Source organism: Fluctibacter corallii, from assembly GCF_025751585.1.
Classification (GTDB): domain Bacteria; phylum Pseudomonadota; class Gammaproteobacteria; order Enterobacterales; family Alteromonadaceae; genus Fluctibacter_A; species Fluctibacter_A corallii.
The window spans coordinates 176,448-200,614 of record NZ_JAOWKX010000001.1; the positions used below are offsets into that span (position 1 = coordinate 176,448).

At 44.0% G+C, this 24,167-nt stretch carries 24 protein-coding genes; 8 read left to right on the forward strand and 16 right to left on the reverse strand.

From position 1 onward, the window contains the following. Nucleotides 1-7 precede the first annotated feature (7 nt). Complete coding sequence (locus tag OE749_RS00770) at nucleotides 8-502, forward strand: DUF6265 family protein (RefSeq protein ID WP_263710427.1); 495 nt, start codon at nucleotides 8-10, stop codon at nucleotides 500-502. A 52-nt stretch (nucleotides 503-554) separates the two neighbouring features. On the opposite strand, the gene OE749_RS00775 is transcribed toward OE749_RS00770, so the two are convergent. The 3 genes from OE749_RS00775 to glyA all read right to left on the reverse strand — a co-directional run bounded on the left by OE749_RS00775 (nucleotide 555) and on the right by glyA (nucleotide 2,982). Beyond that, nucleotides 555-875 carry a hypothetical protein gene (locus OE749_RS00775; RefSeq protein ID WP_263710428.1) on the reverse strand — a complete coding sequence of 107 codons (321 nt, stop codon included), beginning with the start codon at nucleotides 873-875 and terminating at the stop codon, nucleotides 555-557. A 32-nt stretch (nucleotides 876-907) separates the two neighbouring features. Then, nucleotides 908-1,339, reverse strand: a complete 432-nt coding sequence (locus OE749_RS00780) for a hypothetical protein (protein WP_263710429.1) — start codon at nucleotides 1,337-1,339, stop codon at nucleotides 908-910. A 386-nt stretch (nucleotides 1,340-1,725) separates the two neighbouring features. After that, nucleotides 1,726-2,982, reverse strand: a complete 1,257-nt coding sequence (glyA, locus tag OE749_RS00785) for a serine hydroxymethyltransferase (RefSeq protein WP_263710430.1) — start codon at nucleotides 2,980-2,982, stop codon at nucleotides 1,726-1,728. A gap of 179 nt (nucleotides 2,983-3,161) precedes the next feature. Here glyA and ettA point away from each other — a divergent pair, with 179 nt between their 5' ends. Together ettA and OE749_RS00795 are read left to right on the forward strand one after the other, a co-directional pair. Continuing rightward, nucleotides 3,162-4,829: an energy-dependent translational throttle protein EttA gene (gene ettA / locus OE749_RS00790; protein WP_263710431.1), complete on the forward strand. Its 1,668-nt coding sequence runs from the start codon at nucleotides 3,162-3,164 to the stop codon at nucleotides 4,827-4,829. 186 nt (nucleotides 4,830-5,015) lie between these two features. After that, the gene (locus OE749_RS00795; RefSeq protein ID WP_263710432.1) at nucleotides 5,016-5,381 is read left to right on the forward strand and encodes a PilZ domain-containing protein; all 366 of its coding nucleotides are present in this window, start codon (nucleotides 5,016-5,018) and stop codon (nucleotides 5,379-5,381) included. Between the two features lie 8 nt (nucleotides 5,382-5,389). Here OE749_RS00795 and OE749_RS00800 read toward each other — a convergent pair whose 3' ends face one another. After that, a complete protein-coding gene (locus OE749_RS00800) occupies nucleotides 5,390-6,145 on the reverse strand; it encodes a choice-of-anchor H family protein (protein WP_263710433.1) in 756 nt (251 codons plus the stop codon). A gap of 122 nt (nucleotides 6,146-6,267) precedes the next feature. Next, the gene (locus OE749_RS00805; RefSeq protein ID WP_263710966.1) at nucleotides 6,268-6,687 is read right to left on the reverse strand and encodes a VOC family protein; all 420 of its coding nucleotides are present in this window, start codon (nucleotides 6,685-6,687) and stop codon (nucleotides 6,268-6,270) included. Between the two features lie 212 nt (nucleotides 6,688-6,899). On the opposite strand from OE749_RS00805, the gene soxR reads away from it, so the two are divergent. Continuing rightward, complete coding sequence (gene soxR / locus OE749_RS00810) at nucleotides 6,900-7,355, forward strand: redox-sensitive transcriptional activator SoxR (protein ID WP_263710434.1); 456 nt, start codon at nucleotides 6,900-6,902, stop codon at nucleotides 7,353-7,355. Here the strand turns inward: soxR and radA are convergent. Next, nucleotides 7,352-8,713 carry a DNA repair protein RadA gene (gene radA, locus OE749_RS00815; RefSeq protein ID WP_263710435.1) on the reverse strand — a complete coding sequence of 454 codons (1,362 nt, stop codon included), beginning with the start codon at nucleotides 8,711-8,713 and terminating at the stop codon, nucleotides 7,352-7,354. The two genes, soxR and radA, sit on opposite strands and share 4 nt — an antisense overlap. A 232-nt stretch (nucleotides 8,714-8,945) precedes the next feature. Here radA and OE749_RS00820 point away from each other — a divergent pair, with 232 nt between their 5' ends. Together OE749_RS00820 and OE749_RS00825 are read left to right on the forward strand one after the other, a co-directional pair. After that, the gene (locus OE749_RS00820) at nucleotides 8,946-11,453 is read left to right on the forward strand and encodes a PilZ domain-containing protein (RefSeq protein ID WP_263710436.1); all 2,508 of its coding nucleotides are present in this window, start codon (nucleotides 8,946-8,948) and stop codon (nucleotides 11,451-11,453) included. 54 nt (nucleotides 11,454-11,507) lie between these two features. Then, nucleotides 11,508-12,383 carry a substrate-binding periplasmic protein gene (locus tag OE749_RS00825; protein ID WP_263710437.1) on the forward strand — a complete coding sequence of 292 codons (876 nt, stop codon included), beginning with the start codon at nucleotides 11,508-11,510 and terminating at the stop codon, nucleotides 12,381-12,383. Here OE749_RS00825 and nhaA read toward each other — a convergent pair. After that, nucleotides 12,352-13,533, reverse strand: coding sequence for a Na+/H+ antiporter NhaA (gene nhaA, locus OE749_RS00830; protein WP_263710438.1), 1,182 nt, complete (start codon nucleotides 13,531-13,533; stop codon nucleotides 12,352-12,354). The two genes, OE749_RS00825 and nhaA, sit on opposite strands and share 32 nt — an antisense overlap. 101 nt (nucleotides 13,534-13,634) lie before the next feature. On the opposite strand from nhaA, the gene nhaR reads away from it, so the two are divergent. Continuing rightward, nucleotides 13,635-14,531: a transcriptional activator NhaR gene (gene nhaR, locus OE749_RS00835; RefSeq protein WP_263710439.1), complete on the forward strand. Its 897-nt coding sequence runs from the start codon at nucleotides 13,635-13,637 to the stop codon at nucleotides 14,529-14,531. A gap of 90 nt (nucleotides 14,532-14,621) precedes the next feature. On the opposite strand, the gene serB is transcribed toward nhaR, so the two are convergent. Then, entirely contained in the window at nucleotides 14,622-15,719 is a 1,098-nt protein-coding gene (gene serB, locus OE749_RS00840) for a phosphoserine phosphatase SerB (protein ID WP_263710440.1), read from the reverse strand. Nucleotides 15,720-15,828: 109 nt separating this feature from the next. Between serB and OE749_RS00845 the strand changes: the two genes are divergently transcribed. After that, the gene (locus OE749_RS00845; RefSeq protein ID WP_263710441.1) at nucleotides 15,829-16,548 is read left to right on the forward strand and encodes an AhpA/YtjB family protein; all 720 of its coding nucleotides are present in this window, start codon (nucleotides 15,829-15,831) and stop codon (nucleotides 16,546-16,548) included. Here OE749_RS00845 and OE749_RS00850 read toward each other — a convergent pair. From OE749_RS00850 to OE749_RS00885, 8 genes are all read right to left on the reverse strand, one after another. Beyond that, complete coding sequence (locus OE749_RS00850; protein WP_263710442.1) at nucleotides 16,490-17,269, reverse strand: TatD family hydrolase; 780 nt, start codon at nucleotides 17,267-17,269, stop codon at nucleotides 16,490-16,492. The genes OE749_RS00845 and OE749_RS00850 overlap by 59 nt on opposite strands. A 58-nt stretch (nucleotides 17,270-17,327) precedes the next feature. Continuing rightward, nucleotides 17,328-17,969, reverse strand: a complete 642-nt coding sequence (pdxH, locus tag OE749_RS00855; protein WP_263710443.1) for a pyridoxamine 5'-phosphate oxidase — start codon at nucleotides 17,967-17,969, stop codon at nucleotides 17,328-17,330. A gap of 196 nt (nucleotides 17,970-18,165) precedes the next feature. Further along, on the reverse strand, nucleotides 18,166-19,047 hold the full coding sequence (era, locus tag OE749_RS00860) for a GTPase Era (RefSeq protein WP_263710967.1): 882 nt from the start codon (nucleotides 19,045-19,047) through the stop codon (nucleotides 18,166-18,168). Between the two features lie 16 nt (nucleotides 19,048-19,063). After that, complete coding sequence (rnc, locus tag OE749_RS00865) at nucleotides 19,064-19,747, reverse strand: ribonuclease III (RefSeq protein ID WP_263710444.1); 684 nt, start codon at nucleotides 19,745-19,747, stop codon at nucleotides 19,064-19,066. Then, on the reverse strand, nucleotides 19,748-20,662 hold the full coding sequence (lepB, locus tag OE749_RS00870) for a signal peptidase I (protein ID WP_263710445.1): 915 nt from the start codon (nucleotides 20,660-20,662) through the stop codon (nucleotides 19,748-19,750). Then, entirely contained in the window at nucleotides 20,663-22,459 is a 1,797-nt protein-coding gene (lepA, locus tag OE749_RS00875) for a translation elongation factor 4 (protein ID WP_263710446.1), read from the reverse strand. It abuts the gene before it with no gap. Nucleotides 22,460-22,656: 197 nt separating this feature from the next. Then, entirely contained in the window at nucleotides 22,657-23,145 is a 489-nt protein-coding gene (locus OE749_RS00880) for a SoxR reducing system RseC family protein (RefSeq protein WP_263710447.1), read from the reverse strand. Further along, complete coding sequence (locus OE749_RS00885) at nucleotides 23,142-24,122, reverse strand: MucB/RseB C-terminal domain-containing protein (protein ID WP_263710968.1); 981 nt, start codon at nucleotides 24,120-24,122, stop codon at nucleotides 23,142-23,144. The genes OE749_RS00880 and OE749_RS00885 overlap by 4 nt, the downstream gene beginning before the upstream one ends. Nucleotides 24,123-24,167: the final 45 nt, after the last annotated feature.

The window sequence follows — 24,167 nt, forward strand, 5'->3', positions numbered from 1 at the left end:
AGATTACATGAACAAATATCAAGTATTTACCTTCGTTTTGCTCATGAGTGTTCGGATTGCTCATGCAGACACACTAAAAGCAGACCAATCTGATACAACACACTCTGAGTACAAATGTGCGTACTTTCCTAGCTGGCTTGAAGGGACTTGGATTTCAACGAAGGATTCAGGCACAACCACAGAAACGTGGAACGTGATAACCACAGAGGTAATAAGCGGTGTTGCGCGAACGCGAGGTATAGATGGAAAAGTATCGTTTTCTGAATCGTTACTGATTGCGAAGCTGCAAGGAAAAGTTTTCTATATTGCCAAAACCCCAGACAACGTTTTCCCTGTTTCATTTATGGCACAAAGGTGTAGTGAAAACAGATTCGAAGTGAACAACCCTCAGCATGATTTTCCGGATACCATTACATATCAGTTGCAGCAAGACGGAAGTTTACGTGTTGTCATATCAGGTAAAGAGAAAGCGACGCTCACCATTCACTACAATCGCAACTAGAATAATGAAACAAAACTAAAGACGTACTCTAATGGACGTCTATATCGGGCCTTTATTCTTGCTTAGCCTGATCTTTATCTTTGTCGATCATATCTTTAAACACATCAATACGTTGATTGAGTTTATTACACTCTTTGATCGTTAATACGTAAGAACCGACAATAACAAGCAATAAAAACAACAGTATGGGGTAGTCTTCATGACTGGAGGGCACTAACCAATTAAAAACGCCAAATGTTAAAACAATATGCAAAAATGTCGCAGGGCTTCTGGGTGGCGCACCCAAGCGTTCAAATTGTTGCTCTAAGGTTTCAGGTTCAGCGTTTTCATCCTCTTTTAGCTTTGGTGCAAGTGGTCGATTAAATTCTTTCATAGTCTTCCTTATTGTGCATAACGTGCACTACATCACTCTACTGGAAGTGAAGAAATGCCTAAGTATGTCAGTGCGTCTTCAAGTGCGTTGGCATCAAATACGCAGTAGTCCATTAGTGAGTCTCTTGCCATTTGCACAAAGCGCTTTGAGACATTTTTTACATTGTCGTTGTCAGCTGGAATAACAATCGCCGTTTTTGCCGGCATACTGATTCTAGAATTATCAGAAACATACTGCGCTGTACGCTCTATAATATCTACGTCGCCAATCAAGCGCTCAACCCGCCGAAGATCGTAAAATGCGTTCATCCCCATTTTGAAATCCGGCGCTTCCATAACAAGCAACAAATGCCGATAAATTTCATAGGGCGTTACAACGCCTTCCGCTGTCACGACGACAAGGTTTTTGTCGGGATATATTTTAAATGGCAATGTTTTGTTTGCCATTTGATTATTGCCAACCATAAACACACTTAAAACTTGTATTTCAAACCCAACTGGAGGCGATATCACCCTTAACGTAGCTCGGCGCGCTCCAACTGCATTATGAATCAATGAACATACCGCGAGAGGGTGCAATTCTTTACCAAGTATGGCAATCTCTCACGCATTAAGCAAAACTATTTTATTCAATCTATCATGTACCGCTCAAGGCCTGATAATTATACAAAAGTATACTTTATACAAGTGCACCAATACATAAGTGTACTGATCTTACATTGAGCAATGCTTATATCACTTTTAACAGATATACCATTCGCTGAAGATCTACCTGCTAGCATAGCTTTAAAGAGACAGAACTGCGCCTATAAAAAAGCCGGCATACTAAACCGGCTCTTTATATTTTTTATTTACGCATATACAGGGAATGCTTCGCAAAGTGTCACCACTTCCTGCTTTACGCGTTCAATGGTCGCTGCGTCATTAATATTTTCAAGTACATCACAAATCCAGTTCGCAACCTGCTGAGCCTGCGCTTCTTTAAATCCTCGGCGAGTAATAGCGGGTGCGCCGATACGCAAACCACTTGTTACAAATGGAGAACGAGGATCGTTCGGTACAGAGTTTTTATTGACCGTAATATTGGCACGACCTAGTGCCGCATCGGCATCTTTACCCGTGATGTCTTTATCAATTAGATCCATCAGGAACAAGTGATTTTCTGTACCATTTGAAACGATTTTGTATCCACGTTCTTGCATAACAGCAACCATCGCTTTGGCATTTGCCACAACTTGTTGCTGATACACCTTAAACTCAGGCTCCAGTGCTTCTTTAAATGCCACCGCTTTAGCTGCAATAACGTGACACAACGGTCCGCCTTGGTTGCCCGGGAATACAGCGCTATTTAACTTTTTATACATGTCTTCGTCACCACTAGAAGACAAAATTAAACCGCCACGAGGGCCAGCTAAGGTTTTGTGTGTGGTGGTGGTTACAACATGAGCGTGTGGCATTGGGTTGGGATAAATGCCCGCTGCGACCAAGCCTGCAACGTGCGCCATATCAACAAGCAAATAAGCGCCTACGCTGTCTGCAATTTCACGAAAACGTCTCCAGTCAACAATACCCGAATAAGCTGAAAAGCCGCCAATAATCATTTTAGGCTTATGCTCTTTAGCAAGCGCTTCCACTTGCTCCATGTCAATCTCACCCGTTTCGGTGTTTAGGCCATATTGGATGGACTCATAGGTTTTGCCAGAAAAGTTAACGTGCGAACCGTGGGTTAGGTGACCGCCATCGGATAAACTCATACCCAACACTTTATCACCCGCACTCAATAGCGCCATAAACACCGCGGAGTTGGCCTGCGAGCCTGAGTGCGGCTGAACATTGGCATAATCTGCACCGAAGAGTTGTTTAGCTCGCTCAATCGCTAAATCTTCTGCGACATCAACGTACTCGCAACCACCATAGTAACGTTTGTGAGGATAGCCTTCTGCGTACTTATTCGTCAGTTGAGACCCTTGCGCCTCTAATACACGCGGGCTGCAATAATTTTCAGAAGCAATCAGTTCAATATGGTGCTCCTGACGTTTAGTTTCGTTCTCAATAGCTTGCCAAAGTTCGGGATCAAAGTCGGCAATATTCATATCACGATTAAGCATGGTCTCTCCTGTGCAGCGAGGGCGTGAAAATTGAGCGGTCATTGTATTCATTTTGAGCCTTTTGTACATAGGAACCGCTCGGATGAGTTGAAAAATTGTTAGATTTTTTACGCTTACCCGTTTCGTAGGAAGGCAGGCTGAACTACAATACGCGCAAACATTAACAAGCAGAAAAATTTATGTCTCAATACGTTTACAGTATGCTGCGCGTGGGCAAGGTTGTTCCACCTAATAAGCAGATCCTTAAAGATATTTCTCTTAGCTTTTTCCCTGGCGCTAAAATTGGTGTTCTTGGCCTCAACGGCGCGGGTAAATCAACCCTACTTCGTATCATGGCGGGTGTCGATAAAGAGTTTGAAGGTGAAGCTAGACCTCAACCCGGGATCAATATTGGTTACCTTCCTCAAGAACCTCAACTAGACGAGTCAAAGGACGTAAGAGGCAACGTTGAGGAAGCGTTGGCAGATGTCGTGCACGCCCTTAAACGTATTGAAGAAGTGTATGCAGCTTATGCAGAAGAAGGCGCAGACTTTGATGCTCTCGCCAAAGAACAAGGCGAGCTAGAAGCCATTATTCAAGCAAAAGATGGGCACAATATTGAAAGCGCGCTTGAACGTGCCGCAGATGCGCTGCGTTTGCCGCCTTGGGATGCGGATGTGTCAAAGCTATCTGGTGGTGAACGACGTCGTGTTGCGTTATGTCGCCTACTTCTAGAAAAGCCAGACATGTTACTTCTCGACGAACCAACCAACCACTTAGACGCTGAGTCGGTGGCATGGCTAGAGCGATTCCTCCACGACTACGAAGGGACCGTAGTAGCGATCACCCACGATCGTTACTTCCTTGACAACGTAGCAGGTTGGATTCTTGAACTTGACCGTGGTCACGGCATTCCTTGGGAAGGTAATTACTCTTCATGGCTAGAGCAAAAAGAGAAGCGATTAGAGCAAGAAGAGCGCTCAGAATCTGCACGTCAAAAATCCATCAAGCAAGAACTTGAATGGGTGAGAACTAACCCTAAAGGTCGTCAAGCAAAAAGCAAAGCGCGTATGTCTCGTTTTGAAGAGATGAGCAAAGGCGATTATCAAAAACGTAACGAGACAAATGAGCTATTCATTCCACCGGGCGAGCGTTTGGGTGACAAGGTCATTGAAGTATCAAACTTGAAGAAGAGTTACGGCGATCGTGTCTTGATTGACGATCTTAGCTTCAAAGTACCAAAAGGCGCCATTGTAGGTATTATCGGCCCTAACGGTGCGGGTAAATCAACCCTCTTCAGAATGTTAACAGATCAGGAAAAGCCAGACTCAGGCACCATTGACGTAGGTGATACTGTGCAAATCGGCAGTGTTGAGCAGTTCCGCGATCACATGGATGGCAACAATACGGTGTATAAAGAGATCTCCGATGATTCTGAAGTTATCCGCATTGGTAACTTCGAGTTAAACAGCCGCGCTTATTGTAGCCGCTTCAACTTCAAAGGCACTGACCAGCAAAAATTTATCAAAGATTTGTCGGGTGGTGAGCGCAATCGTGTGCATTTAGCCAAGCTACTTAAGTCTGGTGGTAACGTGCTGTTACTGGATGAGCCAACCAATGACCTTGATGTTGAAACCTTGCGTGCACTGGAAAATGCAATTTTGGAGTTCCCAGGATGTGTCATGGTTATTTCGCACGACCGTTGGTTCCTAGATCGTGTTGCTACACACATTATGGACTATCGCGACGAAGGTAAAATTAACTTCTACGAAGGCAATTACACCGATTACGAAGCGTGGTTGAAAGAAAACTTTGGTCAAGATGTAGTAGAACCGCACCGATTAAAGTACAAGAAAATCAGCAAGTAATTTTTGCTATTAATTTACAAAACCTTCTAAGCGCCTGCTCTACTTCAGGCGCTTTTTTATATCTCCTGCATTACCACGTCGCTATTCGTGTTGACTTCTCATTCTTATCTGCGAATAAATTCAGCGCGCCTATAAATTTGTGCTTAAATAAGGTAAGCAGATGGCCTTACATTGCTTGGAGGAATCATGGAGCGTCGTCATTTTCACCGCGTACTATTTTCAGCCCCAGCTGATATACATCTTGATGATCAACATTGGTCCACCACAGTACAGGATGTTAGCTTACGCGGGGCGCTGGTTGCCACCCCACAAGGCATGCGTTGCGAACAGGGCCAACATATTCAGTTAAACATAGAATTAGCAGGATTCGACGAGAAAATTCATATCAAAGGCGTGATAAGGCATCTTAACCCAGACTTTATCGGCGTAGAATGCGAAGACCTCGACATTGACAGTGCCACCATAATCAAACGTATTATGGAGTTGAACTTGGCCGATGAAGATCTTCTTCATCGAGATTTACAAGCCATGATCGACTATTCCACTCATTAATTAAAAGGCTATCTACACAACTCCGCCCACTTCTTGCTGCGAGTTACGGCGATTTTACGGCGAAACAGAAACGGCAACAACAACCCACTCGCCACTCCCAACGTGCCGCCGTGCTCGGTAGTCACGACAGTCACGGTATCCGCGACATCATAATCTTCACTCTCTAAAGATACTAGAGCGAGATCCGCATCCGAGTATGCATCATAACTCACTAGCAACTGATCATCTTTGGCATCGTATACTTCAATAAGTACGTCATATTCTTGAGGTCTAAAGCCGGTCACCAAGTCGCTAGACACCAATAACGCATCGTCTTCATCTTCGCCGTAAATCGCAAAGACAGAAGACTGATGGTAAGACTCATACACATTCCCTCTAGACAAATACAACACAGCATAAATGTCTGCATGACGATAGACTGTGTCAACGTCAAATTCAACGTCAATACGTGTACGATACCCATCATAATCATCATCGTAGCGGGTTGTCACCCATGCGTCATAAATCCAAAAATCAGTATTGGTGTCGTGATCCCTTTTATCCGGTGCACGAGGCTTGGCCACTTTGGACAGCAATTCTTTAGACTGTTTACTTTCTTTGGCATGACTAACGCGTAATAAGTCCCCTTGATATACTTCTTTAGACTTCACCGCCCTCGTTTCAGCCGTTACGTCATGAGTCAGCTCAAGCCCATAAGCTGGCAAAATCAACATTACGCCGCTCAAGAAGAGCGCCAAAATAGCTTTCACATTGCGTATTTTCATATCCATCACTCCATCACAAACCGTGTCTTAGAGTGTGGATGTAACAGGCTGAACCATTTATGAAAGCAAACTTAGCGCTCGTTCAGGTTTTGCTAAACATCTGCTAACGCTGCTCGTATAAACTAATCATCCAAATTTCGTTCTTCAGGCAAATCAGACAGATACTGTACAAACTCTACTTCATAACCATTAGGGTCGAGGAAATACACATTTCTACGAAATTGCGCATTTGCACCGTCTTTATGTATAGCGTACCCTGCTTGCGTCAACCGTCTGATGACACCGTCTATGTCTTGGGTAACATATGCAAAGTGGGCTAGTCCAAGCTGATTAGACGTTAAATCGCGCATACTACCTGTGCCATTATCGTTAAAGGTTAGATATTGATAATCGCTGCCAAAATGCACCCATTTACGCTCCGAACCATACCAATTTCCTTGGCCTTTACTGCGTATAGCCCAATGCGGAAAAGCAGCGCGATAAAAATGTAATGTTTGCTCAATATCAGACACAACTAAATTTAAGTGCTCCAAATGCATGATAATTCTCCTATTTATGTACCATTAAGTCATTCATGTATTTCACGTACTGAGATTGCCAGAGACAGGCATTGGCTTTGACCTTCGCAGTTATCTTTGTAAACAACGTTTTCATATTGTTTCTCCTCAGGTTTTGTCAAAGCATAAAACCTCAAGTAAACTTGAGGTAAAGCACTTTTTTCTTTTTTTCATATAGGTCGGTTCGGAGCACAAAAATGACAAAATCAACGAAAGTATTCAGTGTTGGGGAAGTCGCAAAAAGAAGCGGTGTCGCAGTCTCGACCCTTCACTTCTATGAAGAAAAAGGCCTGATTCACAGTCGCAGAAACACAGGCAATCAGCGTCGGTATCAACCTGATGTACTGCGGCGTGTTTCTGTCATAAAGGCAGCACAAAAAATGGGTGTCAGTTTGTCTGAAATCGAACAAGCCTTTGCCACACTGCCGAATAAAAGAACACCAGACAAAGATGACTGGGCAACCTTAGCGAAGTACTGGCGGGTGTTACTAAACCAAAAGATTGACTATTTAACGTCTCTCAGAGATTCTTTAACAGGATGTATTGGCTGTGGTTGTTTATCAATGAAGCATTGCCCGATTTACAATCCCGATGACATGCTCGCTGAAAAGGGAACAGGCCCAGTCTTATTAGACCAAGCCCAAGAGGACTAAATGGCTTCAAGTGCCTCGGCAAGACGCGTGACGCCAATCACTTCGATGCCAGGTATTGTTTGTTTTGGCTTGTTGGCTTTCGGTACGATGGCTTTCTTAAAGCCGTGTTTTGCCGCTTCAATAACGCGTTCTGTGCCATTGGGAACGGGGCGAATCTCTCCAGCAAGACCTACTTCACCAAAGGCGATCAACGTGCGATCCAATACTTGGTTTCGAAAACTCGACACCATTGACAGCAACAAGGCTAAATCAGCACTGGTTTCAGCAATTTTAACGCCTCCTACCACATTAACGAACACATCCTGATCATTCATTTGCACGTTGCCATGCCGGTGTAACACAGCGAGCAACATCGCTAAACGATTCTGCTCCAAGCCGACCGAAATTCGTCTTGGATTTGCCATTTGAGAGTAGTCCACCAACGCCTGAATTTCTACTAGCAACGGGCGCGTCCCTTCCCACACCACCATCACAATACTTCCAGACGACATTTCTTCATCACGACTTAGAAAAATGGCAGACGGGTTACTAACTTCTTTCATGCCCTTATCAGTCATGGCAAACACGCCAAGCTCATTTATTGCGCCAAATCGATTTTTATGACCACGCAAGGTTCTGTAGCGGCTATCGCTATCGCCATCCAGCATCATTGAACAGTCAATACAATGTTCCAGCACTTTAGGCCCAGCCAGACTTCCTTCCTTCGTGACATGACCAACAATAAACATAGCGATATGATGTTGCTTAGCAAATCGTGTAAGGTAAGCCGCGCTTTCTCTGACTTGAGAGACACTGCCCGGAGCAGATTGCACATCGGCAACATGCATCACCTGAATAGAATCGATAACCATTATCTCCGGCTTATTAGCAAGCGCTAAATCGCAAATGGTTTCGACATTGGTTTCAGCTAGCATCTTTAGTTTATCGTTTGGCAATCCTAAACGCTGTGCCCGCAACGCAACCTGTTGCAAAGACTCTTCGCCAGTGACGTATAGCGCACTCTTATCTTTAGCGAGCTGACACATAACTTGTAACAGTAAGGTACTTTTACCTGCACCTGGGGAGCCACCAATTAACATTGCCGCCCCTGGCACCACGCCCCCACCTAAAACGCGGTCAAGCTCAGAAAACCCTGTGGTAAACCTTGGCAAAGCCTGCAAGTCGATGTTGTTCAACGTTTCCACTTTCGCTGCCGTTTGGCCGGCATAGCCGCGGGTATTGCGTTCATTGCTTTTCGCTGGGCTGACTACAAACTCAGAAATACTGTTCCAAGCGCCACAGTCATTACACTGTCCCTGCCATCTTGGGTAATCCGCCCCACATTCAGAACACACATACGCTGTTTTTCTTTTTGCCATGCAACTGCTTCACTTTCACGGTTAATCAAATCTTCAAAGAGCACAACATGATAATGCGCAATCTTATTATGCTCCAGTCCAGATAGAAAAGAATAAAGCTTTTCCCAATCTCTTGTCTGCGCTATAACTTAATAAACGCCTTATATAACGATGCATCGAAGACGCTTCATGCTTACTTATATGTTGCCGATACAGAAATACGTCGCAAGCAGCGCAAAGAATACATGTCATCATGAGTCAGGATTTAGAAGAGTATCAACACATCATTGAGCAGCTAAAGCCAATGATAAGTGAACCGGAATTTAATCAAGCGCTTAATCAGCAAGCGGCGGGGTTGTCTAAGTCTAAACGCTTCTTAATTAAAATGGAGCTAAAACGCTTGGCGCGTCCTTGCATTCGTGTGATTGACTTGCGCGGGCAAGTAGAAGGCGAAATCCGAGAGTTTGAATACGCAGGAATTCGCCATTTTCTTGATGATGCGGCCATTGAGATATTCGAACGCCAAGTACGCTCATTCGGCGATTACACCATTGGCGTTTACGAGAGTGTGGTCAACGTTAACAGTCCCTCACGAACGCTGTACAACAAACTGCCGTCAGCGATCCCCGACAGTATCGTCGAAAACATTAAAGATAGCACACCGTATAATGCCCCCAATATCGCTTTTGGCGACTTTGCTCAGCGCCATGAAGAGCGAATGAACTATGCAGTATCTATAGAAGTCTTCACAGAACTTAACAAAGGCATCCCTGCCAATACGGTTGATGTATCCGTCAGTGGTTTAAAAATAAAAGTGAACCAGAAAGAGCAGTTTAAGCTGGGTGACAAGCTCCTTATTCAATTTCGAGGACTTGAGGGCGAATACAGTTTCGACCGCCGTCAGAGTGTGCCATACATTGTGATGAGTATTGAGCACAAAAATAAAGAGCAACGCTTGTCGCTTCGTCGTGTATCTGACATTCCTGTGCCAGAATTTGATCACTTCATATCTCGCTTTATACACGGTAACAAACGCCGCTATAAGGTCAATATGGACAACACGCTTGAAGCCATTCAATACAAAATGTACGAGCAATACTTCATGCCAAACTTTTCTGGCCTGCCCGTATTTATTGAGTGCATTGACGACGAGTATAGCCCTCGCTTTGCCATGGCCAACGATTGCAATCGCGATATTCTTCAATATTGGAGTGACGAACAACAGGAAATGCGTCTTGGATACGCGTTTAGTCATGCCCGCATTCAAAGAATACTCAATCGCCCACGTACACAGTGGAGCACTTTCTTATATGTATTCAATCACTTAAAAGACGATAAAGTGTACTTTTACTCTGCTACAAAAGAAGAACTGTTGGCTAACCCTATCATGATGACATTGTTTCTGGGATATGGCGCTCGCAAAGCGAGCTGGCGCATTTTTAATATCCAATTCAGTGAAATGTCGATGGAACAAGCACACATTCCCTTGTCGATCCCCGACTCTGTTAGTCCTGCCGTAAAACGGCAAAATACCCCGCCACCACCAAGACTATTGGCAAAATTGAAGCACCTTACTCACTTCGCTGTCATTACTGACATCACCGATGAGCACAGCCATTCTGGCTACGAACTATTACCCATACGTAAAGAGCAAATTGGTGCATTGAAAGTATTTGGGCACCCTAAAAATCGCCCACCTAAAGAGATAAGCGCCTTTCGCTTTAAGTACTTCAATCAACGTAAAGAAACACGCTATCAGCTTCGTACAAAAATTGAAATATTTGTAGATGACATACTTCTCGACGGTGTAAGTGAAGACGTTTCTGTAAAAGGATTGCGGATTGAACTTCAAAGCTTCTATCACTTGCCTGAAAATTCAGAGGTCAAAGTATCGTTTCCACAACTGCAAAAAGTGACCAGTAAGTATGCGTTGAAAGACTTAGTATACGTGGTTAAAGGCATTTCACCAGAACGAAATATTTTGCATTTGCAAGCAGTCAATGATCTGGTTAATAACACCGCACAGCGTTTTTTTGATGAGCTAATCAGAAAAAATAAATCTCGCTTAGTGGCATACAAAGAGGAAGAAGATATTCCTGGCATTGGTACTGCACTTAGAAATGTCTACACCCAAAATTTGGTGCATTGCGCTTTTTTCATCCGCAAAGACGGTATCAACTTTATACCCGACGCGTTGGCCATGCAGCAAAAAAGCCCAAGGTTACAGAGCCTATTGAATTTTGATGCTGAACCAGGGTATTCGAACTTAAGTTTTCTTTATCATGTTGGTCTTGATAGTCAGGACTTCATCTCAACAACGCTGAAAAGAATCAAACCTCATCAGCGCCCTGTGGCGCGAGACTTGTTTATTGCATTTAATCCGAGCAAAAGTGTTAGAGAAGGTGCAATCAAATGTCGCTTTGCAGAACAGTTCAATTCCCATAAAGAACGCAGAGCCTTTATTAATAGCGCGCTTAAAAACGGGCAATTTATTGGCATTCGGGTTTACCTAACACGTACTGGGCGTCCTGACACTGAATTTCTACAGTCAGAAATTAACTATATTGGTGTGTATGCGGTACACAAAGCAAAGGTGATAGAAGAGCAACTGTGGAATATTGTCGGTATGGGGGAGCTGATTGATATCAGTGATGACATTATGCAACGTTTTCAATTCAGTGAAGAGGAAATAAAACATAACGCAGAACCCATTCAACACGAAATAAAAACCACGAAGATAGAGCAATTATTGCGCGCGTGAGATACGCTAGTCTGAAAGACTTCTCTAGACACTGAGCGGATAGAGGGGAATAATGTGGTGTCAGCCAATAATAACGATACGACAATGAATCACTTTTTTTCTAAACCACGCAATCCACTCTTGTGTGTTGGCATGGTATTAATATTTTTCGTTTTATTTCCAGCCTATGCGGCCAAAGAAGTGACTATTGCTGTCTATGAAGATCATGAAAAGTACAAAGCTGCGTCTCGCGCTTATGGCATTTCATGGATACTATTGCAACATGCAGCAGCGCAATCTGATATTGTGTTGATTCCGCAAGCCAGTACTTGGGAAGGCGGAATTAGAAGACTTAAAGCAGGCAAAGTAGATTTACTCTTCATGGCAATCAAATCGGCAGAGCGAGAAAAGTGGGCGCATTTTTCTGCTCCTTTAGTTAGTTTAGGGTCAGCCATCTTTACCCGCCCTGATAATCCAGTAACATCAATTCCAGACATCGATATTCAAACCAGCAGTATTGGCGTAATAGAAGATTCTATTCAAGCCAACTTCGCACAACGAATCGGTTTTGAAAATATCTATTCTACTGTTGATCGACTTCAACTATATAAAATGCTGAACAGCGGCCGTCTAGACTACTTGTTCTTTAGTATTGGCATTATCGATATGCATTGCCAATACCATCATGAACCCGCTACGTATGATTGCCTCAAGCAAGTGGGTAACGTATATGACAGGCGAACAGTACATGTCGTTTCTGCGAAAAAGTCTAAAAAAGGTAAGCGTATACTTACATCTATCGACAGAAATTTAGAGGCGCTGGCTGTCACTCCCTTTGCCAAATCACTATTCGACGAATTTGATGCGCCAGTAGACGCTTACGACTACTGGCTAAACCAAATTAATGAGGCGAGCGACACTACGCCTGAGCAGGCAAATTTCGACAACTAAGTTTCAACAATATTGCCCCTGCGAATGCAGATAACAGCGACGCCACCAATACTCCCAGTTTCACATTCGCAATGTATTCAATACCTTGCGTTTCAAATGCCAGCGAACCTATAAAGAGACTCATGGTGAATCCTACACCGCATAGTAGAGACACACCGTAAAGTTGCATCCAAGTGCTGTCTTTGGGTAAACGTGATAATCCTAACTTTATCGCGATCCAGCATGCGCTAAAAATACCAATTTGCTTGCCTAAAAATAGACCAGCAATAATTCCCAACGTAACTGGATGAGCAAGAGATTCCAATGTCACACCTTCCAGTGACACGCCAGCATTGGCAAAAGCAAACACCGGCAATATGAAAAATGCGACCCACGGATGTAGATCATGCTCCATCTTAGACAAAAGCCTCTGATCGTAGCTATTTTTAACGTTAATCGGGATAAACAAAGCGGCCAGAAACCCTGCCAAAGTAGCATGAACACCTGACTTCAATACTGCCGCCCATATAACAATCGTGACGATAATGTAAAACGATACATGTTTAACGCGCAGTCTATTAAGGGTAAACAACACAACAAAGCCCGTTGCCGCAATCATCAAAGACACGATCGATAAGTCTTGTGAATAAAACAGTGCAATGATTACGATAGCAGCGATATCATCAAAAATAGCGACTGAAAGAAGAAATAGCTTCAATGACAATGGCAATTGTTTTGAAAATAGCGCAAAAATACCTAACGCAAATGCAATATCTGTCGCGCTGGGTACCGCCCAACCAGCAATGGCCACTGGGTTATCAGCATTTAACCAAGCATAAACCAACGCAGGTACTGCGACACCAGCGACTGCGGCAATAAAAGGCAACACGATTTGTTCTTTAGAAGATAATTGCCCTTCTCGCATTTCCCGCTTTACTTCTAAGCCAATTAAGAAGAAGAAAACAGCCATTAAACCGTCATTGATCCATAGCAGAAGGGGCTTAGCGATCTCGAACGCACCAAACCTGAAAACGACGGGAATATCCAACGTATTCAAATACCCCAACGACCAACTACTATTCGCAATCACCATAGCCACTAAAGCGGCAAACACCAACAAGGCGCCACCAAAGCCTTCGTGTTTAACCAATTGACTAATAAGAATTTTCATATATGCCTCCAAAACTCGTTTGGCATTTATACAGAGTAAGCCTTAAACTTGATAGTCGAATATAAATTCCATACCATTCGAAAAAAACTGATAAGAAAACTGTGAAACAGCTCAATTACCATCATCTCAATTATTTTTATCACATTGCCCGAGAGGGAAGCATTGCCGCTGCCGCAAAGCGCCTTAACTTGACACCGCAGACCTTAAGCGGACAACTCGCCAGTTTCGAAGATTATCTGGGTATGCCGTTATTTGAGAGAAAAGGGAAGCGTTTACTGCTAAATGAGCAAGGAAAACACGCATATGATTATGCCGAAGATATATTCCGTCTCGGTGATGAATTACAGCAAACATTGTCCTCTAAACTCGCTGAACGCCAACTTCCTCTAAGTGTAGGCATAACTGATGTAATTCCCAAGCGATTCGCATTCGAGTTCCTATCGACTGCTTACCAGGAATCACAATCATTAAAATTAATATGCAAAGAGGGAAAACTGGATCACTTACTAGCCGAAATGTTATTTAACAAGTTAGATATCATCATTTCAGACTGTGCCATTCCGCCCGGCAGTAAACTAAAAGCTTACTCTCACCTTATCAACGACAGCGGACTCACCTTCTTTGCCAGTCACGCGCTTACAAAAAACCTCTCAGGTCCCTTTCCGGACTGTCTGGACGGCCAACCCTTGCTGCTCCCATCCGAACAATCATCTATTCGCATTAACTTGCTATCATGGATGGAAAGACATGGCATCAAACCCATTATCACCGCTGAATTTGACGACAGTGCACTCATGAAATATTTTGGTAATGCTGGTATCGGTATTTTTTGTGCGCCGACAATAGTCGAGCACGATATCCTTATTCATCATCAGGTTGACATCATTGGTCGAACCGAAGATGTACGCGAGCAGCTTTATCTAATCAGCACTGAAAGAAAAATCAAGCACCCTGCTATTGTCAAATTGCTCGCACCTTACAACAAGCACGCGAGTTAGGTTTTTTTGGCGGTATCGCAACGCGCTTTTTGTGTTGGTGTCCGGTTCTGCAAAATGCCAATAGCGCTTATTCGGCAGTGTGGCGCAACATTAACGAAGGTAACACAGCAAGGTATCTAAACCTGAAAATTGAATGGCCGTTTGTGCTTGGTCATTCACCACGGGCTTCGCATGATATGCCACACCTAGATTAGCAGCATGAAGCATAGGTAAATCATTCGCGCCGTCACCCATCGCCACCGTTTGCGAAGGCGTAATACCGTACTTCTTGGCCAATACTGACAATGTTTCTGCTTTAACTTGCGCATCCACAATACGCCCTTCCACTTGCCCTGTCAGTACGCCGTTATCAATCGCAAGCTTATTCGATACGGCTTCATCCAGTCCCAATCGCTCTTTTAAATAGTCGGCAAAATACGTGAATCCACCCGAAGCGATAGCAATACGCCAACCGTGCGCCTTCAGCGTACCAATAAGCTCCTCTACCCCCGGCATTAACGGCAGTTGGTCTCGCACCGCTTTTAATATTTGCTCTGGTGCACCAGTCAAACAGGCGACACGACTGGTCAAACTATCAGCAAAATCCAATTCTCCCTGCATTGCGCGTTCTGTCACTTCAGAGACTTGCTGACCCACTCCTGCACGTTTAGCTATTTCATCAATACACTCAATGTCGATAACTGTGCTATCCATGTCCATTAATAGCAAACCAGGCTCCGCCAGCGTTGGAAAGGCTTCGCTGATTAACGCAATTTCAACCCGTAAACGAGAAGAGATAGGCTGTAATTGGTGAGGATGGACTTCTGCATTAGGTATAAGCGCTAACTTTGCAACAAGTACACTGCCTACCTTAACAAGGGTGCAGCATTGAATCGTATTCGCTAACTCAGGTGCACAGAGTACCGCTTCAATCTTCTCAAGATTGAGCGATTGTGCGGTGACGGCTAAGTAAGCGCCTTCACGGCAATCTGGCAATGCACTGTCATCACGACTCTCAAGAGCGACACCGTTAAGGTCGACTTCATTCTCAGCAGAAAGATGGTGTTTAAAGAGGTTGAACTTCATACCCGCATAGCTTTCAGCGAAGACTTGAAGCCATTGGCTAGACAAAAAGGTAAGGTTATCTACTGAATACTGATACACAAAACTTCCATCGCGAATACCAAAACAGTCAAAGATTGTACCCATAAATAGGTTCCTTTGTCAGTTAAGAATTTTAACCTAGTGATGAGCCATATTCTGAACGCCTATCGAAACATTTCGGTCAATTCGACGATAACAAGTGCTTGGCAAACACATGCAATTCACCTATTGTTCGCATATGAATCTGGTTAAACGTAATACGTCAGTAGACACCTTTGAAGCGAATAGAACGTTCGCGTTAGCTACGAACGATAAGCAACACAGTAATTACAGCATCTACAAGCGGCTCGCCAATTTGGTGTTGGCCGTATTCACCTCTGTGATATGCATCAACTTGTGGCTTCTGAGTCAGGATACTGCGCAAAATTGGCATGATCGGCAAGCGGGTCAGTTAGGCAGAAGCCTCGTGCAATTGTCTGCACAAACACTCGCGTCTGATGTTGCAAATATCGAACAAGACAAGATCCAAGGTACATTATCTTATCTTATCGCCGATCACCATGTGATTAGCGCAACCGTCCACGATGCAAAAGGAAAAGTAATAGCCACCACCCATCCCGCCCTATCTATGACAAAACAGTTGGCTGATTCAACGAAATTGCCTTTGGTCTTTATTGAAGAAATCATCTATGACAGTAATATTGTTGGGTATTTGCGTATACAAATTGACGAATCCACTATCATGGAATATCACGACGAGTATCAACGCCAACTTTATGAGCAAGTATTGGTACTGATGATGCTAGCGGGCGCGATGGGCATTCTAGGTGCGCGCGCATTCTACAAATTTAGGTACCGTCACATAAAAATGCGTGCTAAGAAACGTCCAAAACATCATCTACATCAAACAGCACAGCAAAGTTTGAAGTTGTAGCCTTCGCGATGCTAGACGCCGTCTCGCCCTTCAACGTTGCGAGTGCCTCGGCGATATCCACCAGCTGAGTCGGATCATTTCGATGCCCTTGATGACCAAATAATGGCATATCGGGTGCATCTGTCTCTAGTAATAGCCAGTCAAGGGAAGTTGCTTGAATAGCGGCGCGCGTTTTAGCTGCGCGTTGGTAAGTAATCGTTCCTCCTACACCTAAATAAAATCCCATATCAGTGTAGGTTTTTGCTTCATGTGTGCTTCCTGAAAATGCGTGAACAACACCACCACGAGGTAATTGATACTGTTTTAGCACACGAATAATTTCGTTATGGGAACGTCGATGATGAATAATTAACGGTAAATTCGCCTGCTGCGCTATTTCTACTTGAGATTCAAATACTGCCAATTGGATATCTCGAGCGAGGGGTAATGCAAAGTCTAATCCAATTTCACCAATTCCTATGAAGCCTTGCTGAGAGTTTACCCAAGTTTTGAGTTGCGCTAACTGTTCTTGCCAGCAGTCAGCGATAAAGTGAGGATGAATGCCAACGGTGTAAAGGAGCTCAGAGTGCTGTTGGCTTAGCCTGACTTGACGTGGCCAATATTCTGGTGCCACTCCCGGTATCAAAATATGAGAAATATGGCGGGCTTTACACTGAGTCAGCAAGGTGTCGCGATCGGAATCAAAGTCAGAGAAATCAAAATGGCAATGGCTATCAATCATCTTGCTAACTTTTGACTCAACCGCGCACTTGGGGATACCCTCTCTAATGCAAGCAGCATTAAGGCATTAAACGTTCTATCACCCAAGCGCCGTCCTGCTGCTTTTGGTAACTAAAACGGTTATGTAATCGGTTCGCACCGCCTTGCCAGAATTCGATCTCATGCGGGATAACACGGTATCCCCCCCAAAAGCTCGGTAGCGGAATCTGACCATCAGCAAACTTTTTCTTTACCTCTTCAAATTTACTCATCAACAACTGACGCGTAGAAACGGGCTTACTTTGCTCAGACGCCCATGCTGCCAATTGGCTTTCCTTTGGGCGACTCATAAAATATTTAGCGACTTCTACGGTAGACATCGGCTCAACTTTTCCACACACCTTGACTTGGCGCTCCATAAAGTGCCAAGGAAAATGCAATGAAATACGATTGTTGGCAGCCAGCTCTTGTGCTTTTCGGCTTTGCGTATTGGTATAGAAAACAAATCCATTTTGCGACACATCTTTCAATAAGACGATCCGCTGAGACGGCTGACCATCTGCATCGACGGTAGCTATTGTCATTGCAGTCGGATCAGGAATGCCTGCATCGATGGTATCTTGGAGCCAGCGATCAAATTGCTGAATTGGATCATCAAGAAGATCCTTTCTGTCTAGCTCTGCGAGTTGATAATCTCGACGTATATCTGCAAGCGTTTTCATGTCTATCCCTTTCAATCAAAATTGGTGATCAGTTATTACGACTACGAGGCCTGTTCGCACACTAGCGCATTTAAAACCTTAAACGTAGTGTCGATTAAACTCGATCACCGTTAATCACCTATTCACACCTATCAACATAGCGCATAAACGTATGGCTTACTTTCCACCTAAAAAAGTCGAAAAGGCGGCTTGTATGTTACAGCTCGTGGTCGCCATACCCCATACTTCTGAGTGCGCGTTCATCGTCAGCCCAGCCAGCTTTCACCTTCACCCAGAGCTCTAGAAATACTTTGTTATCGAACAGCGCTTCCATATCTTTGCGCGCTTCTGCACCAATGGTTTTTAAACGCTGACCGCCTTTGCCAATTACCATGCGCTTTTGGCTTTCTCGTTCCACCAGAATCAATCCGTTGATGCGATATACACCGTTGTCACCCATAATGAATTGCTCTATTTCTACTGTAACCGAATAAGGCAATTCATCTCCGGTATAACGCATTAGCTTTTCACGAATAATTTCGGCGGCCATAAAACGGCTTGAGCGATCGGTGACATACTCTTCAGGAAAGTAAAACTCACTTTCAGGTAACGAGGCGTGCACCATTTCACGAAGCTTATCTACATTTTTCCCAATTTTCGCTGAGATAGGGAAAATATGCTCGAACTCACCTTTTTCGTTCAGCCACTGAAGGTGAGTCATTAGCTCAGTTTTATCTTTAACTTTGTCGCTTTTATTCACCACCAACCAACAAGGAAGGTTAGCTTGCCTCACTTTATTTAGCACCAGCTCATCATCGTCTGTCCAGCGTGTGCCTTCCACCATAAATAGCACTAGGCCAACATCCCCTAGCGAACTTGAGGCCGCGCGGTTCATGAGCCGATTAATAGCACGCTTTTCTTCATTGTGAAGTCCGGGCGTATCCACAAATACAGCTTGGTAGTTATCTTCTGTGTCAATCCCCATCACACGATGTCGGGTGGTTTGAGGTTTACGAGAGGTTATACTGACTTTCTGTCCGAGTAACTTATTGAGTAGAGTCGATTTTCCCACGTTAGGTCGGCCAACTATGGCGACCATTCCGCAATACGTTGTATCAGTCACTGTTTAATTTCTCCAGCACTTTACGTGCGGCTTGTTGCTCGGCTTTGCGGCGAGAATTTCCTCGTCCGATCGCTGGGTTATCAAATACGGTTACACGGCATGAAACTTCGAATGTTTGGTCGTGGTCTTTGCCTGTAATATTCACAATATCGTATTCTGGCAAAGGCAACTTTTTACCTTGTAAGTATTCCTGTAAGCGAGTTTTGTCATCTTTCAGGTGCACGTCTGGATTGAGGCTTTTTAAACGAGAATCAAACCACTTTAAAATCAACGTTTCACAGGTAACGAAATCTGACTCCAAATAAATTGCACCAATGATAGCCTCTACTGCATCAGCCAATATAGAGCTGCGTCTGTGACCGCCACTTTTGAGTTCACCAGGGCCCAATTCCAGCAACTCGCCAAGCTCAAAATCTTTGCCCAATTCAGCCAACGTTTCACCCTTCACCAACGAGGCACGCATACGGGTTAAACTGCCTTCTGGCTGCTTAGGAAATTGCGTAAACAATTGCTTGGCAATGACCATTCCCAATACTGCATCACCCAAGTACTCTAAGCGCTCGTTATGCTTCTTGCTTGCACTTCGGTGCGTCAGAGCAAGCTTTAAATTGGCCGCGTTATCAAAGGTATAGCCCAGTTTTTTATAAAGCTGAACATATTTCAAACTCTCATTCATTTATTGAATGCCACCAACGCGATTAAAACGGACACCTGTAGGAACCCAAGAAAACATGCTACTTGGTTCACGATCAAATTCGAAACTAATCCAGATAGCGACAGCTTTACCCACTAAGTTTTCGTCAGGTACAAAGCCCCAGAATCGGCTATCCAAACTGTTATCCCGATTATCGCCCATAACGAAATATTGTCCTTCAGGCACTATCCACTCGTCGATTTGCGTACCCGGCTGACGCGGCCCATAGTGTTGAACATTTGCCATTGCTCTGGGGTTGCGTAGTATTTCGTGTTCCATCTCACCTAACTGTTCCGTGTATCTGGCAAGTGGTGCGCCTTGGGAGAAAAATTCACCACGTTTTTCAAACGTCAATTCAACAGGTTGCATCGGCTCGCATTCAGTTTTTACATCACACGCTTTCTTAATAAAGAGCTGTTTGTCGCGGTAAACAACTGTATCCCCCGGAAGCCCTACTACACGCTTAATATAGTCAACATTGGGTTGAACAGGATATTTGAACACCACCACATCACCACGCTCAGGTGTTCCTGTTTCGAAAAACTTGTTTCGTACCACGGGGTCTTTCAACCCGTAGGCAAACTTTTCAACCAAAATAAAATCACCCACCAATAAGGTAGGCATCATTGAGCCTGATGGAATTTGAAACGGTTCATAAATAAACGAACGAAGCACCAACACAAAAGCAATCACGGGGAAAATTTGCTGTGCAGTATCAACAATAACCGGAAGTTCTTCTTGCTTCATTTCTGCCGCAGTTTGCAAATCTCCACCATTTTGCTGTGCTAATGCCAGTTTTTCTTTGCGCTTGGGTGCAAAAAGCAATGCATCTGCAAGCCAAATTAAACCACTGGCTACGGTTGCAATGACCAAAAACAATGAGAAATAGTTTGCCATCTATTTTCCTACCTTGAGTACGGCTAAAAATGCATCCTGCGGCAACTCTACGTTCCCAACTTGTTTCATGCGCTTCTTACCTTCTTTTTGCTTCTGTAAGAGTTTCTTCTTACGGCTAACATCGCCACCATAACATTTTGCAATTACGTTTTTACGCAATTGTTTTACAGTGCTACGAGCAATAATATGGTTACCAATTGCGGCTTGAATGGCGATATCAAACATTTGTCTAGGAATCAGTTCTCTGAGCTTTTCCACCAGTTCGCGGCCACGGGATTGTGCATTATCACGGTGGGTAATGACCGCTAATGCATCTACACGCTCTGCGTTAATCAGAATATCCACACGCACCATATCTGCGCCTTGGAACTTCTTAAAGTTATAATCTAATGACGCGAAACCACGACTCGTAGATTTTAAACGGTCAAAAAAGTCTAATACGACTTCTGCCATCGGCAATTCGTAGGTTACTGCTACCTGTTTGCCGTGGTACGACATATTCGTTTGAACACCGCGTTTCTCTACACACAAGGTGATCACGTTGCCTAAATAGTCTTGTGGAACCAATATGTTTGCTTCAACAATAGGCTCTCTGATTTGTTCGATATCATTTACTGGAGGCAATTTTGACGGGCTATCAACTTGAACCGTTTCACCGTCCGTTTTCAACACCTCATAAATTACTGTCGGTGCCGTGGTAATAAGATCAAGGTCATATTCACGCTCCAAACGCTCCTGAATAATTTCCATGTGCAGCATGCCCAAGAAACCAATTCTGAAACCAAAACCAAGCGCTGCTGAGCTCTCTGGCTCATAGAATAAAGACGCGTCGTTTAGACTAAGTTTAGATAGCGCATCACGGAAATCTTCGTAATCGTCAGAACTCACAGGGAACAGGCCTGCATAAACCTGTGGTTTCACTTTCTTAAATCCAGGCAGTGGCACATCGGCAGCATCTTTCGCCAATGTGATCGTATCACCGACTGGCGCGCCATGAATTTCTTTAATACCGGCAATGATAAAACCCACTTCTCCGGCTCTTAACACACCTGTGTCGGTTTGTTTCGGCGTAAAGATACCAACTTTGTCTACTTGGTGAACCTGACCATTAGACATGATTTTAATTTTATCTTTACTGGTTAACTGTCCTTGCATTACGCGAACCAAAGACACAACCCCTTGATAATTGTCGAACCATGAATCAACAATCAGCGCTTTTAACGGCGCATCAGGATCGCCCTCTGGAGGAGGAATTTGGTTAACAATCACTTCCAGCACATCTTCAATACCGATACCCGTTTTGGCCGAACAACGTACTGCATCTATTGCATCAATCCCTACAATGTCTTCGATTTCCTCAGCCACACGCTCTGGTTCAGCTTGCGGTAAATCGATCTTGTTTAAAATGGGTACTACTTCCATATCCATATCAATGGCGGTATAGCAGTTGGCTAGCGTTTGTGCTTCTACACCCTGCCCTGCATCAACAACAAGCAATGCACCTTCACATGCAGCAAGTGAGCGTGATACTTCATAAGTAAAATCAACGTGCCCAGGCGTATCGATGAAGTTCAATTGATACGTTTCGCCATCTTTGGCCGTATAGTTCAGGGTAACGCTCTGCGCCTTGATTGTGATACCACGTTCTCTTTCTAAATCCATTGAGTCGAGAACCTGCTCTGCCATTTCCCGATCAGATAAACCGCCACAATGTTGGATTAAGCGATCTGATAGCGTTGATTTACCATGGTCAATATGGGCGATAATTGAAAAGTTTCTAATGTGCTTGTGTTGCATAGCGTTTGAACGTTACCTACTACTGGTGCCGGCTCGTCCAGCACACTGTGTTGACTGTCTTTACAGACAGTATACGGTTGATCTTAATAAATAGGCGGGGATTTTACCGTTTTATCACGCAATTTGCGATAAAGATATGCACTACGACGGAGAGAAACCTGAAATTAAACGATAAAAAAATACACACAAATCCATATTTAGTGACGTTCTGAAGAAAAACGAATAGGAATTTTATCTTGCTCTTTTGGTAAAAGCGCAATCAAATGAGGCTCAAATCCCTTATGCGTTTGCTTTTGCATATAGGCTCTTACCCCCATAAAACTAACGAATGTAGCAAAAAAAGCACTGAATATTATAAATCCCTCGCTGTCCAATCCTAATTGTTTCCAAAAAATTCCAGACAGCGACGCCGATAAAACTAATACAAAAACGGGAAGAAGATACACCAAAGCCGACGCGTGAAGCAGCGTTCGCTCAGGGATTCCAATTTTAACTTTCTGGCCTACTTCGGCACGCTCGCTACATGCCAATTTTAGCAAATCCGTTTTAGGCGAAAAAGCCTTAGCTACGACGCCAGTTCCACAATTATCACTGGCATGGCAACTGCCACAAGTCGTTTTGATTTGCGTTTCAACCCATATCACGTCTTTGTCTATTTCTTTGACAATGCCAATCTCTTCTATCATTGGTTCGCTACCGTAATAGAACTGGCAATCGCATTCGCCGTCTGAGCAGGTACCTTACCGATTACTGTCACCGATATGCTACCGTGGTTTCGTGTTAAAAACGTGTTTGACTCACTGCGTAAAAGTAGATCTTGATCAGCAACCGCACCGTTTTTTTCATGCAAATACACTGACACATTCACGAGTCCGTCACTTAACATCACATAATCGACCCATTGACCCGTGTAAGGTAGCCGGTGCCTGTCGCGCTTAACGATCTCCATACCAATGGGCATAAAGGCCAAATTCCAAGTCGCCTCAAGTGATTTATTTGGGTTGAATTCAATAACTTGTGGGAGTTTAGAGGTTTCTATTCGACTAAAGTGTTCATGAGGAGTAGCAGTTACTTGTAGGGCTGTGACTTGAATTTGTTCCAACAAATGTCCTTTCAAATCAACCATATTTAACTTCAGTGGTAACCCTGTTGATTCGTCTAACCACAGCACGTAACCAAATCTGCTACCGTCTGTACTGACTACCCTAATTTGCTGAGCTGATCGCCCAGAAATACGGTTCCGCCCGACTAACACAAAGTCGTATGCGCCTAATAGAGTTTCAGGTGCAGATAATAACGTTTCAGGAAGAGGACCGTTGATGACATCAGAACGCATACTATACGCAGGCACGTTCGGCTCGAAGTAGCTAACTTGATCACCCATTCTAAGCACTTCCTGACCAGGCCCATTGAGCATACTCAAGTGCTCCATCTCGACACCTGTTTCACTGATCCCGTGTCGCCAAATGTAGGGCTGCGCCTCTGATCCCGGCTTAAGTACAACGAAAGAGATGTGATAATTCAGTTCTCTTACCGCTTCAGACATTTTCGTCAGCCAAGCTCGCGCTGACAATTGAGATGTAGGTTTTGCATTCGATACGTCACCTGACTGAACATCTAAGCCTTGAGCGAATGCCTGCGTGCTCAAGAACGCGAATATCACATGCAATAATGCTATTACCCGCAGTGATACGCGCCTCTTGTTATT

Bases quoted from the DNA above. Each gene is read 5' to 3' on its own strand.
- OE749_RS00770 (WP_263710427.1), top strand. From the start codon at position 8: ATGAACAAATATCAAGTATTTACCTTCGTTTTGCTCATGAGTGTTCGG.
- OE749_RS00775 (WP_263710428.1), bottom strand. From the start codon at position 875: ATGAAAGAATTTAATCGACCACTTGCACCAAAGCTAAAAGAGGATGAA.
- OE749_RS00780 (WP_263710429.1), bottom strand. From the start codon at position 1,339: ATGGTTGGCAATAATCAAATGGCAAACAAAACATTGCCATTTAAAATA.
- glyA (WP_263710430.1), bottom strand. From the start codon at position 2,982: ATGCTTAATCGTGATATGAATATTGCCGACTTTGATCCCGAACTTTGG.
- ettA (WP_263710431.1), top strand. From the start codon at position 3,162: ATGTCTCAATACGTTTACAGTATGCTGCGCGTGGGCAAGGTTGTTCCA.
- OE749_RS00795 (WP_263710432.1), top strand. From the start codon at position 5,016: ATGGAGCGTCGTCATTTTCACCGCGTACTATTTTCAGCCCCAGCTGAT.
- OE749_RS00800 (WP_263710433.1), bottom strand. From the start codon at position 6,145: ATGAAAATACGCAATGTGAAAGCTATTTTGGCGCTCTTCTTGAGCGGC.
- soxR (WP_263710434.1), top strand. From the start codon at position 6,900: ATGACAAAATCAACGAAAGTATTCAGTGTTGGGGAAGTCGCAAAAAGA.
- radA (WP_263710435.1), bottom strand. From the start codon at position 8,713: ATGGCAAAAAGAAAAACAGCGTATGTGTGTTCTGAATGTGGGGCGGAT.
- OE749_RS00820 (WP_263710436.1), top strand. From the start codon at position 8,946: ATGAGTCAGGATTTAGAAGAGTATCAACACATCATTGAGCAGCTAAAG.
- nhaA (WP_263710438.1), bottom strand. From the start codon at position 13,533: ATGAAAATTCTTATTAGTCAATTGGTTAAACACGAAGGCTTTGGTGGC.
- serB (WP_263710440.1), bottom strand. From the start codon at position 15,719: ATGGGTACAATCTTTGACTGTTTTGGTATTCGCGATGGAAGTTTTGTG.
- OE749_RS00845 (WP_263710441.1), top strand. From the start codon at position 15,829: ATGCAATTCACCTATTGTTCGCATATGAATCTGGTTAAACGTAATACG.
- OE749_RS00850 (WP_263710442.1), bottom strand. From the start codon at position 17,269: ATGATTGATAGCCATTGCCATTTTGATTTCTCTGACTTTGATTCCGAT.
- pdxH (WP_263710443.1), bottom strand. From the start codon at position 17,969: ATGAAAACGCTTGCAGATATACGTCGAGATTATCAACTCGCAGAGCTA.
- era (WP_263710967.1), bottom strand. From the start codon at position 19,047: ATGGTCGCCATAGTTGGCCGACCTAACGTGGGAAAATCGACTCTACTC.
- rnc (WP_263710444.1), bottom strand. From the start codon at position 19,747: ATGAATGAGAGTTTGAAATATGTTCAGCTTTATAAAAAACTGGGCTAT.
- lepB (WP_263710445.1), bottom strand. From the start codon at position 20,662: ATGGCAAACTATTTCTCATTGTTTTTGGTCATTGCAACCGTAGCCAGT.
- lepA (WP_263710446.1), bottom strand. From the start codon at position 22,459: ATGCAACACAAGCACATTAGAAACTTTTCAATTATCGCCCATATTGAC.
- OE749_RS00880 (WP_263710447.1), bottom strand. From the start codon at position 23,145: ATGATAGAAGAGATTGGCATTGTCAAAGAAATAGACAAAGACGTGATA.